Genomic DNA, 15,050 nt, shown 5'->3' on the forward strand with positions numbered 1-15,050 from the left:
GGTGCTCCACTTCCCCGGGCGCGGGGTCGCCTACCCGGGGGCGGCGCCCGCCCCGCTCCCGGCCGCGGTGAGGTCCGGGCTCTGCGGGGGGGGGGGGGCCGGGGGGGGGCGGGGGCCCCCGGCGGCACGCCGAACTGCGGTGACGACGGGCCAGGATACTGCCGTCATGGCCGTCACTCAGCAACTCACCCGAATCCCGGCGGAGTATCTCGCCTCCTGCCGCCAGTCAGCCGACGCATCGCCGGATGGAGATCCGCTCTGGGATCCGCCGTCGGCGGACGTTCTCAACCTGGACTGGGCGCCGTTCCTGATCGAACGGGTCTGCGAGCTGGGAGGTCTCGACGACGTCCATCGACGTGCTCTTCGGCAGGCTCTCGACGGCGAGACTGCCATCGACCTCGCCTTCCTCAACTCGCATCCGCATGCCATCAGCCCCTTCGGGCCAGACCCCACGGCCCTCTCAGCGGCTCAAGTGGATCGCGTTGCGGAACTGCTCAGGCAGATCGACTTTCCGGCCCTCCTGGCCGCCCTGCCGACAGACGAAGCGGAGGCCGCCGCCTTGATCGGCAACGGCGCAGACAAGATCGTCGGCGGCCCGAAGAGGTACCTGCTGAGGGCACTTCAACGCCTTGCGCGAGTTCTACCATGCTGCATTCCAACGGCAGCTTCTCGTCGTGCTCTGGTGGGACTGACGCTGACCGACTCACCACCGGTTCACGTCAGCAGCTGGGGAATCACGTGAACCGTCGCCTGGGAAATTACGCGATCGTCCACAGTGCCTGACCACTGCAGCCGGGCCGGCTTTGAGATGGCTCCACTGGGCAGGTGATCGATGTCCGGGCGGATCGCGGTTCCCTCGACGGTCGGGAGGGTGTCGTCGGCTGCGGCCCAGGATGCGTCGTATCCGGCGTCCGCGACGACCATAACGTCCGGGTCCCCACTCTGCCACTGACCTGCGGTAATCAGCCGTTCGATCAGGTCGCGCAGCTGCCGTGCGGTGACGGTGACCGTGTCGTCCCCGGGCGCGAGGCGCGCGTCCAGCGGCGCGGTCCACGAGCTGCGGCCGGGCACGAGCGCGCAGACGATCGAGTAGGGCCAGCCGGGAACGGCAATGTGCTGGTCCTTGCCCCGGCCGTGGGTGTGACACAGGATCCGCTGCTGTGAGGTGTGAGCGTCCGGCCGCAGCCAGCAAGTGACATCGACGGCCAGGACCAGCCGGCCGTCCGCCGATCGCGGCAGCGGCACCGAGGCCAGGGCCTGCCGCATCCGGTCCGCGTCGACCCGGCCCGACAGGTATGCCCAGACAACGTTGTTCCGGTTTGTCGAGCCCTGGGATGTCGGCTTCCCCCAGCCGGACCGCAAGGTCACCGCTGTAGAAGACGGAGTCGCCCCGACGGGCGTGGTAATAGGCGATGGACAGCTGTGGCCCGGCTCGCCGCGCACCTCACCGGCGCTCCAGCCGCCGACAATCATTTACGGGGCAGCGGTCAGCAGGGCCGCGGTGAACCGCGCTCCCCCCAAGCCCCGGACGCTGACCGGGATCTCGCACCGACAGGGCGGGTCAGGTATTGGCCCGGCGCAGCCCCAGGCGGGGTTCCAGCGTCAGCCTGAGTCCGGCGACCGCCTGGCCGGGGGCTGTGGGCCACGGCGTCATCGCGCTCGCCCCGTGCCCGCCGAGTCCCACCCGCTCGTGGCTCGCGAGGGGTTCGCGCAGCGCGCCGAACAGGTGGGAGACCGTGTCGTCCTGGGTGTCGTGGAGGTCCTCGACGCCGGTGACGATGTTCAGGAAGGACTCGTGCAGCCGCAGCGGGCGCTGGTCGCGAAGGCTCAACCGCTGGGCGCGGCGGAAGTGGGCGTCGCGGCCCCGGTGGATGTCGTAGAAGGCGCCGACGAGGATGAGCAGGCGCTCGTAGGCGTGCCGGTAGGCGCCCTGGTAGAAGTCGGCGGCTTCGGATTCGCCGGCGTCCTGGTGCAGGTGGCGGCGACGGAGGCGGCGGCGAGCATGCCGCTGTACAAGGCGAGGTGGACGCCGGTGGACAGCAGGGGGTCCAGGAAGCAGGCCGCGTCGCCGGCCGCGTACCATCCCGGTCCGCAGAACCGGTCGGCCACGTACGAGTAGTCGCTCTCCACCCGCAGGTCGGTCACCCGGTCGGCGTCGGCCAGGAGTCGGGCGAGCGCCGGCGTACGCTCCAGCCGGTCCGCGTAGAGGGCCTCGGTCCCGCCGAGCGCCCGGCGGCCTTCGGCGAAGGAGTGCTTGTCGGTGACGAGGCCGACGCTGAGGGTGCCGTCGTGCAGCGTCCAGAACCAGCCGTGGTCGGGCAGGGAGTAGAGGCGGATGGCGCCCTCGGGGGCGTCCGGCGCGGGTTCCGCATCCCGCCAGTAGCCCCAGGCGGCGACGTTGCGGAAGGCGTCGTGGAAGCGGCGTGTCCGTAACTGGCAGGCCGTCAGCGGCCCGGCGCGGCCGGCCGCGTCCCACCAGGAAAAGACACTTCCCCGGAAGTCGATGTGATCTCCGTGGGGCCCGTGATCGGCGGCCTCTGTCATTCGGGCTGGGCGTGGTAGGTGATGTGCTGAACACCTTTGCCTTGCACGGGAGCGTTGAACGTGCCGCCACTGAAATCGATCCGGTCACCGCCAGACCGCTCGACCTGCTGCAGGGAGTCGAGTTCCGCCACCAGGCGATTGATCAGCGCCGCGAACTCACCGTCGTGCTCGGCGGCGTCCTCCAACGAGTCCAGGAGACGTCGACGCGTACGCGCGGACAGCTCCCCGCGTCCCTCCCGTACCTCCTGGCCGGCCCGCTGGAGGGCCGGGTCCTCGCCGAGTCGACGGCTCACCGCTTCGTGGAGGCGGTCCATTCCGGCCTCCAAAGCCCGGTCCACCTCACCGTCCGCCCGCTGGCCGACGCGGCCCGCCTTCCGCAGGAGCCACGCGAAGATGTAGCCGACCGCAATTTCCGCCCCCGGAACCACAGCGCCCCCCGGTAAAGGATCCAGCCTCGTGGCCGACGGTAGCGGAAAGGTGGCGGGCGTGTCCCAGGCTTCCATTCACCCATGAACGTCCCAGCGCCTCAGCGGCCGCCGGCAGCGGTGGCTTGACGGGGTCGGTGCGAGCGGCGGGAGGACGCGGAGCACTGGTGCACCGTCAGGGCTGCATCGTTCTGCAGCGATCGATCAGCTCGGTTTGCCGGCCCTTCACAGGCTGGCGTGGAACCCCGTGCGCGCTGCGTGCCGTGGTGGCGTCGTCGTTGGGCTGGACGGCCTTCCCGGTGCAAGACGAGGGCGGGGCCCGAAAGCCCCCGGCCGCTGCGACGATGGGGAAGCCGTGGCCTCGCTCCGGTTTCGCGGTGGCAGGTGGCGCCTCGTGCAGTGCCGGGGCCGAGGCGCCGGCCGATGTGCCGTCAGCCGGCGTCGGCGGTGCGGCTGCTCCAGCGCTGCTCGACCTTGGCCAGGCGCCAGTAGGCGATGGCCACGGCCCAGACGACGACGAACAGGCCGACGATGACGTAGCCGACGTTGTCCAGGTCCAGGCCGGCGATCCAGTCGGTGACGTCATCGCTCAGGCCGAGCTTGTCGTGCAGGACGCCGACCAGCTCGATGGTGCCGACGAAGAAGGCGACGGCGATCGACAGTCCGGTGATCGTGAGGTTGTAGAAGACCTTGCGGACGGGGTTCGAGAAGGCCCACTGGTAGGCGAAGTTCATGAACGTGCCATCGAGGGTGTCGAACAGACTCATGCCGGCTGCGAAGAGCAGCGGCAGGCACAGGACCGCGTACCACGGGAGGCCGGCGGCGGCGCCGTTGCCGGCCAGCGCGAGGAGCAGGACCTCGGTCGTGGTGTCGAAGCCGATGCCGAAGAGGAAGCCGAGCGGGAACATCTGGCCGGGGCGGCGGATGGACTTGGTGAGCCGGCCCAGGATGCGGTTCATGAAGCCGCGCGAGTCCAGGTGAGCCTCCAGCTCAGCCTCGTCGAACTGCCCGCCGCGCATGGCCCTGAAGACGCGCACAATACCGAACAGGGCGACGAGGTTGAGGGCGGCGATGAGGTACAGGAAGCTTCCGGAGACCGTGGTGCCGACTGTGCCGAGTACCTGGTGGGTCCGGGAGCCTTCGTTCATCAGGGTGCCGGCGAGCTTCGCCCCGCCGGCGACCAGGGCGGCCATCACGACCACGACACCGGAGTGCCCGAGGGCGAACCAGAAGCCCACCGACACCGGCCTTTGGCCATCGGCCATCAGCTTGCGGGTGGTGTTGTCGATCGCCGCTATGTGGTCGGCGTCGAAGGCGTGCCGCATACCGAGGGTGTAGGCAGTGATGCCCAGACCCACGCCGAACGCCTTGGTACCGACCTCGTAGTGATGCGGGATCACGAGCAGGAAGAGGATCCCGAAGGCGACCACGTGCAGAGCGACGATCACGGCCAGCAGGCCTGCGGTTCGGACGGTGTCCTCGCGTCGCCAGCGAAAGGACGTGGCGCCGGCGGTTTCGGGCACGCCTTGGGACACGGTCATGCGGTCACGCTCCAGCACCTCGTGGATCAGCTTCGTGATGCCGTGGCCGGTCTCCTGGCTGACGGGTCGACGCGCCCGCCCCTGCCTTCCCGGCCGTGAGACCAGTGGCAACGCATGGGGCGGGAACTTCCCGATCACAGTGGCGAGGGCCGCTCCGGCCTGAGCCCCTGAGGGGCTGTCACCGGTCTTCCCGTACACCACGGCCTGGTCACCTTATGGGGTCACGGGATATAGCTGCAAGGCTGCATATCTGAGCAGGTATGGAGGGGACGGCGGGCGGCTGCGATGATGGGGCCATGCACCTCGTCCCTGCGGAACGCGCCGGGCAGCGCACCATCGACGGCCACCGCGTCTGCGATGCCATCGCAGCCGTCGGCGAGCCCGAGCGCGTACGCGCCTGGGCCGATCGTTTTTCCCTGCTCTCCGACCCTGGACGCCTCGCCCTGCTGCTCGCCCTCCACGAGGCCGGTCCCATCGCCGTCTCGGACCTCGCCGTCGCCACCGGAATGCGGGACACGGCCGTGTCCCAGGCACTGCGGCTGCTGAGGGCCGCAGGCGTTGTCGAAGGCGAGAAGAACGGCAGGATTGTCCGCTACCGACTCGTCAACGGCCCGATCTCCGTGCTGCTCACTCACTGCACATCCCGCGACACGAGCGCAGATTGAGCGCTGTCTGGTGCGGGCAGGCCCAACCGCTGAGCCAAGTGGCTTCGATGGACCGTCGGGCGGCGTGATCGGCAGGCCGCCGCCGAGGCCGGCCCCAGGAGCGAAGCGGAGTACGGTGTCGAAGGATGCGGGGGGACCTGGCCGGCTCACCAGCTGCCGGCCGTCGCGGCCGACCGCCGAAGGTGACGGGCGGTTCGTCGAAGGTGATACGGGGCAGTTCGTCAAAGGTGACGGGCAGTTCGTCGAGGCCTGCTCGGGCGACGGCCGCGAGCAATATTAGTTGTCCGACTTCCCTGGCAAACGATCCAGGTTCGGCGGCAGAGGACAAGCAGCCGGGTGGCGCGGCGCAGAGCTCGGAGACGATCGTGAACGAGGTCGTCACCATAGGCACCACCATGGCCTGCGGCATCGCCGCGTACGTGGTCTGGCCGTGCGCCATGCCGTTGCGGATCTGCCGTCCGTAGTCGAGATACTCCGCCTGCCGGGCCGTCAGGACCCCATCGGCGGCGTACTGCTTGATGAGCTGGTGCAGCGGCTCACGGCGCCACCGCGCCGTGAGCCCCGACCACAGCACCACCCCTGAGCAGCAGGCACGCAAGCGTGCCCAGGACCCTGGAACCGGGAAGTGCCGGGGCGGTGACCGGTGCTCAGCGGCCAAGGAGGACAGCCAGCAGGCGCTTCACGGTCGCTGCGGTGTCGGCGGTCTGCGCGGGGCTGCGCGTCATCAGCAGGTGATGGGTCGTGCCGACGAGCGCAAGCGCGATGGCGGCGGCGTCACTGTCAGCGGGGATCCGGCCGGTGCGCTGTTCCGCCTGGAGGTAGGCGGTGAAGGCGTCCTGGATCGCGTCGAACGCCGGCGCGCCGGACCGGAATCCCTCTCGGGTGTGCGACGCGGCCGCGGGCCGGGTCATCGCCAGGCCCACCACCGCCGGCGGCAGGGAGTCCAGCAGGGCCCCAACGACCTCCTGGAGGTTCTCCGCGACCGTGGCCTGCCCCACCTTGGTTCCGAGGGCCTCGGCCTGGCGGGCGCTGCGCGCGAAACGGTTCAGGACCAGCTCGGCGACGAACTCGTCCAGGCCGGAGAAGTGCGTGTGCAGCACGCCCTTTGCGCAGTCCGCCTCCGCGGTGACCGCGCGGCTGGTCAGCGCCGCGGCGCCGTCACGGGACACCACCCGTTCCGCGGCCGCGAACAACCGCTCGCGCAAGTCCGGAATCGCCACTCCACGAGGTGACACAACAGCCCCTTCCCGTCGGCCTCTTGCAAGTATGGGCGTTCGCCCATACTGTTTGGGCACTTGCCCATTCTAGGGCCGGGGCGCCCTGCCGCGCCCCGGCGGGAGGGAGTCCACCCATGGGGCAGTTCGCCAACACCGCGCAGGCCGAGGCGTGGAACGGATACGAGGGCGCCCAGTGGGCCCGCAGCCAGGAGCGCTGGGACGCCATCAACGACGGCTTCAACCAGCCCCTCCTGGACGCCGCGGCCATCTCCGAGACCGACGCCGTGCTGGACGTCGGCTGCGGAGCCGGCCGCACCACCCGCCTCGCCGCCCGGCGAGCCACACGCGGCCGAGCACTCGGCCTGGACCTGTCGGGACCGATGCTGGGCAAGGCCCGGGAGAGCGCCGCACACGAAGGGGTCGCGAACGTGACCTTCGTGCAGGGCGACGCCCAGGTCCACCCCCTGGACGCCGAGGCGTTCGATGCTGTCATCAGCCGGTACGGCATGACCTTCTTCACCGACCCGGCCGCCGCGTTCGCCAACCTCCACCGCGCGCTGCTCCCCGGAGGCCGGCTGGCCTTCATCTGCGCGGCCGAGGCCGAGGCCAACGAGTGGCTCGCCGCACTGGCCTCCCTCAAACACATCCTGCCGCTCAGCGGCCTCGGGAAGCCCGGCGGCCCCGGCATGTTCTCCCTCGCCGATCCCGACCGCATCCGCCACCTGGTCACCGCGGGCGGCTTCGACGCGGTGGACGTCCAGCGCATCGAGGCGGTGGGGAACTGGGGCGCGCAAGCAGCGGACGCCGCGGCCTTCCTCCTGGACTCCGGCCCCGGCCGGCACCTCCTCGACCAGGTGACCCCGCCCCAACAGGACGCGGCGCGCCGAGCGCTGACAGCCGCCCTGCAACACCATGAAGCGGACGACGGGGTACGGCTGCGCAGCAGCTCCTGGCTCGTCACCGCCGTCCGCGGCGGGACGGCACACAGCTGAGCCATATCACCGGCCACACAACTCAATGAACCCGCACTCCCGGCAGCCCTCAGCGGTGTCGAGCGCGCGGGTTCATGCTGTACCGGGTTCTGGAATTCGCAAGCCCGCGCGCTTCCCGGCCTCCGCGAATGCTCTGCGCCCCGGCAGTCTCCTCGTCCCACGTGCGTCTCCGGGTGCTTGATCGGTCGCGCCGCACACTGCCCCGCTGTGCGGGGCACCGTCGACCTGATCGCCAGCTGGTGCAGACCAAGCCCGCCGTTCACGATGACCAGAATTAACGGCGTCGCACGCGACCAGGCTCGGGGAGGAATCAGTCCACTCGCACCGGCCACGCAGTCACCGCCGGGATTCGAACCCGGATCACGCATCCGGCGAACAGGTGTACGTCATCCTCGGCCGCTAGACGACAACGACTGCCCTCCCAGAGTACGAAGCCGCCCAGCTGCTTTGTTCGGATCGGTGGAGAACATATCGGTGGAGTCGGTCGACGTGGCTGACTCTGTCGCAAGACATGGAGGCCCGGACCACGGCCATGTGGGGGCGCCGGTTCGTCTGCGTGGAGGGCTCCTGCCCGCGCAAGACGTTTGCGTCGGTGAACTTGGTAAGTAGTGCTGGTCCGCAGGGCCTCAAATGCGAGAGACTTCCGAAACGCGTGATCGTTTAGCGGTGTCTTCAGGGTGTGGTTGCGTCGTTGGTCAGCAAATGACGCCCAGGCGGTGCTGACCGCATTCGCGGACCCCATGATGACGTGGCAGGTCAACGAGCCGATTGAGTCGCTGGACGCTGCTGATCGATGGCTGGAGGTTCAAACTGATCAGTGGGCCCGCGGCTTCGCCTTCGCCTTCGCGGCGGTCGATGGAGAGCACTCCGTGCTGGGGAATGTCGCGGTGGGTGCGGTGAATCGGCGCCATGCGACGGGCTGGGTGTCGTACTGGACGACGCGGCGAGCACGGGGTCAGGGCGTCGCTTCAAAGGCTTGCCGAGTGCTTGCGCGTTGGGCCTTCGACGACGCGGGACTCTTCCGGCTGGAGTTGGGACATCGGGTCAACAACCCGGCTTCCTGTCGGGGGGCCTTGGCCGCGGGTTTTGCAGTGGAAGGTATCGAGCGTCAGAAACTGGCGTATGGCGGCATGCGTTATGACGTCGAGCGTCACGCCCGGCTGGCCACTGACGAGGAACCTGCGCTGTTCTGATCGGACCGAGTCGGGTGACTGCCGAGCGGGGCGCGAGAGTGCCTCAGCCAGGCAGTCGCCCGGGCCCTCAGCTGTCGTGTGCTTGTTCGGCCTGGGCCTTGGTGTGGGCAAGGCGGTAGGACTCGGTGCCGGTCAGGCGGCTCGGGCCCGAGGACGAAGACCCGGACGTCACGATCGGTCTGGGCGGTGCCGACTGGCTCACCGCGACGCAGAAGGCCGGTGTCCTCGTGCTGTCTGGTGTCGTGCTGTGCGCGGCGAAGTCCCTTGCCAACAATGCTGTGACCGTACTTAGGGAAGTACTTCCGGGGCTGCTCGATGCCCTCGACACCGTCATCGGCGTATAGCCCACGACGGTGTCAGTCGGAGTCATGCGTGGGCGGACGACGGACCGGCCATGCAGTCGCAGGCTGAGGTGTCTGCAAGACGGGCGGGACGACGTCACGCAGCAGCGTCAGAGGGCCGACGACACCCGCACCCGGGGCGGTCGTTGTACCGCACATGATCACTTCACCGTATCGAAGACGCGCGAGCGTCCTGAGCACAGCGATTACGGCGGCTCTCGTGGCCGGGATTCCGACAGCCACCGCCGCGCCCTACACCGACCTTGCGCGACCGCGTCCGCGTTGCGAACCCGGGAGGCAGGTGCAAGCGCGGCATCGTAGTGAAGTACTCGCACAAGAAAGGCACCTCGAAACGAGGCGCACGCTGGGGCAGACGCCCCCTCAACACCGCAGCCTGACAACCGCGAACCGCAGGACCCCGAGCGCCGAAGGGGGCAACTTCAGGAGAAGGACAACGACAGAAGCACGACTCAGGAGGCGGACGGCTCGATCTCCCCCGCAAAGACGATGACCTGGTCGATGAGGCTCCGCCGCAGATGGACGACATCCGTTCCCGCCAGGCGGGGACCTCCATCCGGCGTGGTAAACACCCACTGGTACCGGGCCCACTCGTCAGGCATGTCCACCGCCGAGCAGCGCACCATCGTGCCGGTCCCCGCCGGATGGCGCCGGATGTCCAGCACGAACCGCTCGACCGCCGCAATTCCTTCGCTACGCCCCAATGGCCCCCAGAAAACTACGTCCGAGGTCAGAGCCTGAGAGAGCAAGGCAGTCACATAGCTGTCCTCCGAGGCGTTGAACGCCGAGATGAACGTGTCGATCGCGGAGCGTGCAATCTCTTCCTGCATACCCCAGTAATACCAGCCCATTCGCGTGCGCTCGCCCCGCGAGCCGCCCTCCGATCACGATGAACCATCCCCGTCACAGCACGAGGCACGGGCCGTGATGGCCTCGAATGTCATGTCGGTACTGCGTGGCGATTCTGGAGCGGTGCGGTAGGGGGCAGCCCCGATGGCGAGCAACTCGGAGAGAGACGGGTGCCGGAAACGAGTCTCAGCTGGCGGCAAGCCGAGCCGCCTGCGGGGCCGGTGGCCGAGGTGTCGTGGTCTGTCTGGTCCGTCCTCGGCTGGCTGCAAGCATCTGGTGGGCGGCTGCATCGAGAGCCGGGTACGCGACCCGGAAGGGCCGCCACTACGGGACTGTCCTGGTCGACGTCGAAAGCCATAGGCCGGTGGACCTACTGCCCGACCGGGAGGCATCCAGCGTGACCGCTTGGCTCACGAAGCGGCCCACAGTGGAGGTGGTATGCCGCGATCGGGCACCGTTCTTCGCCGAAGGCGCCACAGCCGGGGCACCCCAGGCGGTGCAGGTGGCGGACAGGTGGCACCTCTGGCACAACCTGAGCGAGCCGCCGAGCGTTGTGTCGCAGACCACCGCGGATGCTTACGGGTGCTGGCGCCAGATCCAGCTGAGTCTGCGCTCGAGCCGGAGAAATTCGAAGACCCGTCCGGATCGCCCTGGCCTACGGGACATCGATTTGCCGACCGCACCCGCGCCAAGCATGCGACCGTCCACGAACTGCTGGCCTCCGGACTGAGCCGGAGGGCGATCGGCCGCCAACTCGGCATGACCTCGCGCACCATCAAGCTCTTCGCCGGCGCAGCCGCCCCGGAGGACCTCTTTCGCGGGCAGTGGCAGGGCCGACCGTCCAAACTGGACGCGTTCAAGCCCTACCTGGGTGACCGCTGGAACCAGGGCTGCACCAACGCCTGGGCGGTAGGGGGGAGATCGTGCCGCTCGGCTATCAGGGCAGCTACCAGCGTGTTCACGCCTACGGGAGAAGAGGACCTCTCCCAACTCGATCACAGCTCGGCCACCGTCGCCCCGCGTCGTCGCCGGCTGGATCCTCCGGAGACCTGAGGCCCTTCCGGAGATCGACCACCTTCGACTCAAGGCTGTCTTGGCCCACTGCCCCGAACTCGACGCCCTCACCGGTCACGTCCGGTCCTTCGCCCAGATGCTCACCGAGCGCCAAGGCGAACGGCTACCGGAGTGGCTGGACGCTGTCCGGCAAGACAACCTCTCCAGCCTCCACACCCTCGCCGCGGGCATCGAACGTGACCGTGATGCCGTCATCGCCGGCCTCACCCTGCCCTGGAGCTCCGGTGTCGTCGAAGGACACGTCAACCGGATCAAGATGCTCACGCGCCAGATGTTCGGACGGGCCGGCTTCGCTCTGCTGCGGAACAGGGTTCTTCTGGCCAAGTGAGGACAGCCACCCATAGGGTGACGGGGACGAGAGAAGAGCACGATGGATCCCCGCGTACCCCGCCTGCGCCGCAAGCTGGCCGCGATCCCCTTCCAACCACTGCGCAGCCACTCCTTCGGGGAAGAGCAGCACAAGTTCTGCCTCGGCCCGAAGCTGGCGGAACCGCGCGTCGCGGCGTTCGAGGCCGAGCACGACATCGTCCTGCCTGACGCCTATCGGCAGTTCCTCACGCACGTCGGTGGCTCAGGCGCGGCACCGTTCTACGGCCTCATGCCGCTGGAGCAGTGTTCCCTGCTGATCATGAATCCCCGCGGAGAACCAGGGAAGCCCCGCGGCTTCGACGGCAGGGACCCCAAGGCCCACGGACGCGATCTCTTCCTCCACATCATCGAGATGGGCTGCACCGACGTATGCGTCATCGCGGTGACCGGCCCCCTCACCGGCCGCGTCCTCATCGGTAACAGCGACGGCTACTGGGGCCCCAACGTCTCCTCCGCTACCGACTTCCTCGACTGGTACGAACGCTGGCTCAACCACATGAGCGCCGGACGCGACAACCGGGCCCTGGAACTCACCTCACCGAGGCTTCGCGCTCATCCAGACCGCCATCGCCTGGCTCCCAAGATCTGACTCCCCATAATCACTCTACGGAAAGTGAGCCAGAACCCGAGAACGGGCTCAGGCTCAACTTCTGTGGACCTACTGCAGTGGTTGCTGACACTGGATAAAGGCTCGCTGCGCAGAGGGCGCTCCTCTACCGTGAACCGGAGCGGGATGGCGCGCATTCTCGCAGGCTGCGGTGCCGTGGCAGAGCGGCCATTGCGATCGACGTGGGCGAGGCCCCGCTCACGGCGACTGACGGAGACGGGGCGGGCCTGCCCCTATCTGTCCGCGGGTTCAAATCCCGTCGGTACCGCAGCCGACCGGCGAGCTGTTCTGCGCCCGCACTGCGACGCCGTTCCAGGGCCACAGAAGTTGAGCCAGAGCCGGAACTCGCGTACATGCATCGAGTGGCTGGCCTTCGCACGCCTTCGCACGTAACGCTGACCTGCCGGTTCCCGGCGTACCCCGGCCTCGGACATTGAGATTCGGCTCGACACCACAGACGTTGTGCCAGAACCGGCTTTCACCTACACAGCCTCCTGTGTCTTGCTGAACACCCCTTCCGCGCGGGCCTGCGCCAGCGCGGCCGCCCCGGCAAACGCACCAGGCTTGAGCACCAGAATCTCCAGGTAGTGATCAAGGACGTCGTGCGAGGTGTAGCGGCGCGTCAGTCACGGATGACGGGCGCCGCCCCTGCGCCCGTCGAAGATCCACACCTCGCTGGCCTTGAGCTTCACCCGCGCCTTGGCGCCGATGAACCGCCGGCACCGAGTAGTAGCTCTGACGGTGGCGCGGCCATTACGGGGTGCACAACCGGCGTCAGGTCGATCCCGGTGTCGTGACACGACCTTGAACGATGCGCACAGCGTGAACCGTCCGGCCCACGACCTGCATTACGCCGAAAGCGGCATGTCACACAAGATCAGACCGGATGGGCCCCCTTCTCGTTGCCCGACACGTGGTTCCCGTGCTCACCGCCCGAGCGGTCCCCTTTACACCCTGTCGAAAACAACGCGCCCGCATCTGAGGCGAAAAGGGCATCCCTGGGGCGGACACCCCTCGCCACAGCAGCCTGAAGAACCCGGCGAACCTACGCGGTCACCAGCACACTAGTGCTGCTCCGCGGAAGTTCGTGGAGGGGAGTTGATCACGTCGTCTTGAGTGGGGTGCCGTCGTAGGTCCAGCGGTAAGGTCTGGCGGTCTGGTTGTGTCCGACGACGTAGTCGTCGATCTTGTTCATCAGGTCATCGCGGCTGACGAAGTCGCCGTGCCGGATCACGCGGCGGGTCAACGCCGAGAAGAAAAGCTCAACTTGGTTGAGCCAGGAGGCGTGTGGCGGAGTCCAGTGCACGTGCCAGCGCGGATGGGCGGCGAACCATGCCTTGGTGTGCTTGGCGGTGTGAGAGGAGCCGTTGTCGAGCACTACGTGGATCTCCTTGCCCAGACCGATCACGGCGTCCAATCGGTCGAGGAAGGCGGTGAAGGTGACGGCGTTGTTGCGGGCGATGGGCTCGGTGAGCACCTCGCCTGTCGTGACGTCGAGGGCGGCCACGAGCGAGGCGGTGCCATGCCGGAGGTACTCGAACTCCTGGCGGACGGGGGTGCCGGGAGCGGCGGACCTGGCGGAGTACTTGCGGGATCGGGCAGCGATCGCGGTCTTCTCGTCGATGGACAGCACCACCGCTCCGGCGGGCGGGGTGCGGTACAGGCGGCAGACGTCGGCGGCCCTGTCCCAGAGGGTGTCGCGACGGGCCAGCCAGCCTCGCACCCGGTGCGGTTTGAGGTCCAGATCGGCCAGGACCCGCCCGACTTGGGATGGGGAGATCTTCGCGAAGACGGTACCGGCGACCCACTGGGAGATCGCCCGGTGAGACCAGGTCGACTCCGGGTGTGGCGGCGCGCTCGTGGCGGCGGCCACCACCGCCACGCGTACCTCAGACCCGTAGGTCTTGGGCCGCCCCGACCGCTTCGCATCCTCCAGGCCCGCCAGTCCGAGGGCGGCGAACCGGCCCGCCACTTGCGGACCGTGTTCACGCAGACCTTCAGCTCCCGCGCGATGGCACCGTTGGCCAGTCCGTCCGCCGCTGCGAGCACGATCCTTGCCCGCAGCACCTGTCGGACCTGCCCGGTTACCGACGCCGCCAGCCGCTCCAAGCGTGCCCGTACCGGTTCGGTGAGCTCTGCCGCAACCGCCCTCGCCCCCGTCATCCGGCTCCCGCCCCTCGACCCCGCCGACAGACGGTGATCATGGCGCGGGCAGGTTCATCTGCGCGAGCTTGGCCGGGTCGACGACGGCCGTGATGCCGATGATCTGGCCATCGACGACGGTGAACGCGAGGACCGAGAGCGGGGAGCCGTCCTCGCCCCAGGAAATGACTCCGGGCAGGCCGTTGACGAACGCCGCTCGCCCCAGTGGGGCTGCGCTGGCGGCCAGCTGCGCGCCGGCGGCGACCTTGGTGGCGCCGAGGGTGACGACCACGCCGGCGGGGGTGTCGACGGTCAGGCTCACCTGAGGGTGGAGCACCCGCAGCAACTCCAAGAAGTCGCCGTCGCGGGCTGCCGCCAGGAATGCCTGGACCACCTCGCGTTGCCCCCGTTCGACGTTTGTCGGCTGCTTGGGCGCCTGCACCTTCCTGCGGGCGCGGCTGGCGAGCATTTTGGCGGCGCCGGTGGACTTGCCGAGGATCTTGCCGATCTCCTCGAACGGCACCGCGAACAGGTCGTGCAGCACGAACGCCAGCCGTTCGTCCGGCCGCAGTGATTCGAGGACGACGAGGAGCGCGAGCCCGACCGAGTCGGCGAGCAGCGCGTCCTCTTCCGGGGCCGGACTGTCGTCGAGCGTGACCATGCGCTCGGGCAGACGGTCGTTCAGGGACGTCTCGGGATGGGCTTGGCGTGATCGCAGGACGTCGAGGCTGATCCGGCCGACGACCGTGGTCAGCCAGCCGGCGAGGTTCTGGATGGCCGCTGTGTCCTGGCGGGAGAGCCGCAGCCATGCCTCCTGGACCACGTCCTCGGCGTCGGCGTGTGATCCGAGCATGCGGTAGGCGACCGCGCGCAGCCGGTCGCGCTGGGATTCGAATGCCTCGGCTATCGAGGCGGTGGGGCTGGTGTCGGGCATGTTGTTACCTTCCTCGGATCCGCTCCGTCATGGGTGATGACGGGCCCGGAAGGGCGCTGGTAACCGATGAAGGAGTAGGACGATGAAAGCACGCCGGCAACGTGTGGGGTGCCCCGAGCTGTTCGCGGGGATCGCTCAG

16 protein-coding genes, 1 tRNA gene, 3 pseudogenes and 1 riboswitch are annotated in these 15,050 nt (G+C 68.6%); of the genes and pseudogenes, 10 read left to right on the forward strand and 10 right to left on the reverse strand.

The features are described from left to right. Positions 1-166: 166 nt before the first annotated feature. A complete protein-coding gene (locus ACIRSU_RS00025) occupies positions 167-742 on the forward strand; it encodes a DUF1877 domain-containing protein (RefSeq protein ID WP_403787288.1) in 576 nt (191 codons plus the stop codon). Positions 743-774: 32 nt separating this feature from the next. Here ACIRSU_RS00025 and ACIRSU_RS00030 read toward each other — a convergent pair. The 5 genes and pseudogenes from ACIRSU_RS00030 to ACIRSU_RS00050 all read right to left on the reverse strand — a co-directional run. After that, positions 775-1,299: pseudogene (locus tag ACIRSU_RS00030) on the reverse strand (transposase); the annotation flags it as partial. Positions 1,300-1,561: 262 nt separating this feature from the next. Then, a complete protein-coding gene (locus ACIRSU_RS00035; protein ID WP_403787291.1) occupies positions 1,562-1,831 on the reverse strand; it encodes a hypothetical protein in 270 nt (89 codons plus the stop codon). After that, entirely contained in the window at positions 1,828-2,544 is a 717-nt protein-coding gene (locus tag ACIRSU_RS00040; protein ID WP_403787294.1) for an NAD(P)/FAD-dependent oxidoreductase, read from the reverse strand. Before ACIRSU_RS00040 ends, ACIRSU_RS00035 begins: the two co-directional genes overlap by 4 nt. Continuing rightward, a complete protein-coding gene (locus ACIRSU_RS00045) occupies positions 2,541-3,047 on the reverse strand; it encodes a hypothetical protein (RefSeq protein ID WP_403787298.1) in 507 nt (168 codons plus the stop codon). The genes ACIRSU_RS00040 and ACIRSU_RS00045 overlap by 4 nt, the downstream gene beginning before the upstream one ends. Positions 3,048-3,400: 353 nt before the next feature. Then, positions 3,401-4,510, reverse strand: a complete 1,110-nt coding sequence (locus tag ACIRSU_RS00050) for a HoxN/HupN/NixA family nickel/cobalt transporter (RefSeq protein ID WP_403787301.1) — start codon at positions 4,508-4,510, stop codon at positions 3,401-3,403. 26 nt (positions 4,511-4,536) lie between these two features. Further along, a riboswitch (cobalamin riboswitch) is annotated at positions 4,537-4,727 on the reverse strand. A 79-nt stretch (positions 4,728-4,806) separates the two neighbouring features. Between ACIRSU_RS00050 and ACIRSU_RS00055 the strand changes: the two genes are divergently transcribed. Next, positions 4,807-5,175, forward strand: a complete 369-nt coding sequence (locus tag ACIRSU_RS00055; RefSeq protein ID WP_403787304.1) for a metalloregulator ArsR/SmtB family transcription factor — start codon at positions 4,807-4,809, stop codon at positions 5,173-5,175. A gap of 647 nt (positions 5,176-5,822) precedes the next feature. Here ACIRSU_RS00055 and ACIRSU_RS00060 read toward each other — a convergent pair. Continuing rightward, positions 5,823-6,410, reverse strand: a complete 588-nt coding sequence (locus ACIRSU_RS00060; protein WP_403789351.1) for a TetR family transcriptional regulator — start codon at positions 6,408-6,410, stop codon at positions 5,823-5,825. A gap of 116 nt (positions 6,411-6,526) precedes the next feature. Here ACIRSU_RS00060 and ACIRSU_RS00065 point away from each other — a divergent pair, with 116 nt between their 5' ends. The 3 genes from ACIRSU_RS00065 (at position 6,527) to ACIRSU_RS00075 (ending at position 8,921) form a co-directional block, all read left to right on the forward strand. After that, entirely contained in the window at positions 6,527-7,384 is an 858-nt protein-coding gene (locus ACIRSU_RS00065; RefSeq protein ID WP_403787307.1) for a class I SAM-dependent methyltransferase, read from the forward strand. Between the two features lie 677 nt (positions 7,385-8,061). Next, complete coding sequence (locus tag ACIRSU_RS00070) at positions 8,062-8,577, forward strand: GNAT family N-acetyltransferase (RefSeq protein WP_403787310.1); 516 nt, start codon at positions 8,062-8,064, stop codon at positions 8,575-8,577. A 125-nt stretch (positions 8,578-8,702) separates the two neighbouring features. Further along, positions 8,703-8,921, forward strand: coding sequence for a hypothetical protein (locus ACIRSU_RS00075; protein WP_403787313.1), 219 nt, complete (start codon positions 8,703-8,705; stop codon positions 8,919-8,921). Between the two features lie 467 nt (positions 8,922-9,388). Here the strand turns inward: ACIRSU_RS00075 and ACIRSU_RS00080 are convergent, their stop codons facing one another. After that, the gene (locus ACIRSU_RS00080; RefSeq protein WP_030739679.1) at positions 9,389-9,766 is read right to left on the reverse strand and encodes a hypothetical protein; all 378 of its coding nucleotides are present in this window, start codon (positions 9,764-9,766) and stop codon (positions 9,389-9,391) included. A 107-nt stretch (positions 9,767-9,873) separates the two neighbouring features. Here ACIRSU_RS00080 and ACIRSU_RS00085 point away from each other — a divergent pair. From ACIRSU_RS00085 to ACIRSU_RS00105, 5 genes and pseudogenes are all read left to right on the forward strand, one after another. Continuing rightward, positions 9,874-10,314: pseudogene (locus ACIRSU_RS00085) on the forward strand (transposase); the annotation flags it as partial. A gap of 53 nt (positions 10,315-10,367) precedes the next feature. Next, positions 10,368-10,838, forward strand: a complete 471-nt coding sequence (locus tag ACIRSU_RS00090) for a hypothetical protein (protein WP_403789409.1) — start codon at positions 10,368-10,370, stop codon at positions 10,836-10,838. A 40-nt stretch (positions 10,839-10,878) separates the two neighbouring features. After that, entirely contained in the window at positions 10,879-11,187 is a 309-nt protein-coding gene (locus tag ACIRSU_RS00095; RefSeq protein ID WP_403787317.1) for a transposase, read from the forward strand. Between the two features lie 42 nt (positions 11,188-11,229). Beyond that, positions 11,230-11,817: an SMI1/KNR4 family protein gene (locus ACIRSU_RS00100; protein WP_403787320.1), complete on the forward strand. Its 588-nt coding sequence runs from the start codon at positions 11,230-11,232 to the stop codon at positions 11,815-11,817. Positions 11,818-11,985: 168 nt separating this feature from the next. Beyond that, positions 11,986-12,103: transfer RNA gene (locus ACIRSU_RS00105), tRNA-Arg, on the forward strand. Positions 12,104-12,937: 834 nt separating this feature from the next. On the opposite strand, the gene ACIRSU_RS00110 is transcribed toward ACIRSU_RS00105, so the two are convergent. From ACIRSU_RS00110 to ACIRSU_RS00120, 3 genes and pseudogenes are all read right to left on the reverse strand, one after another. Further along, positions 12,938-13,807: an IS630 family transposase gene (locus tag ACIRSU_RS00110; RefSeq protein ID WP_403787323.1), complete on the reverse strand. Its 870-nt coding sequence runs from the start codon at positions 13,805-13,807 to the stop codon at positions 12,938-12,940. A 41-nt stretch (positions 13,808-13,848) separates the two neighbouring features. Beyond that, positions 13,849-13,998 (reverse strand): annotated as a pseudogene (locus ACIRSU_RS00115) (hypothetical protein); the annotation flags it as partial. Positions 13,999-14,035: 37 nt separating this feature from the next. Further along, positions 14,036-14,911 carry a sigma-70 family RNA polymerase sigma factor gene (locus ACIRSU_RS00120; protein WP_403787326.1) on the reverse strand — a complete coding sequence of 292 codons (876 nt, stop codon included), beginning with the start codon at positions 14,909-14,911 and terminating at the stop codon, positions 14,036-14,038. Positions 14,912-15,050: the final 139 nt, after the last annotated feature.

The organism is Streptomyces sp. NPDC101160 (genome assembly GCF_044768205.1).
Lineage (GTDB): Bacteria > Actinomycetota > Actinomycetes > Streptomycetales > Streptomycetaceae > Streptomyces.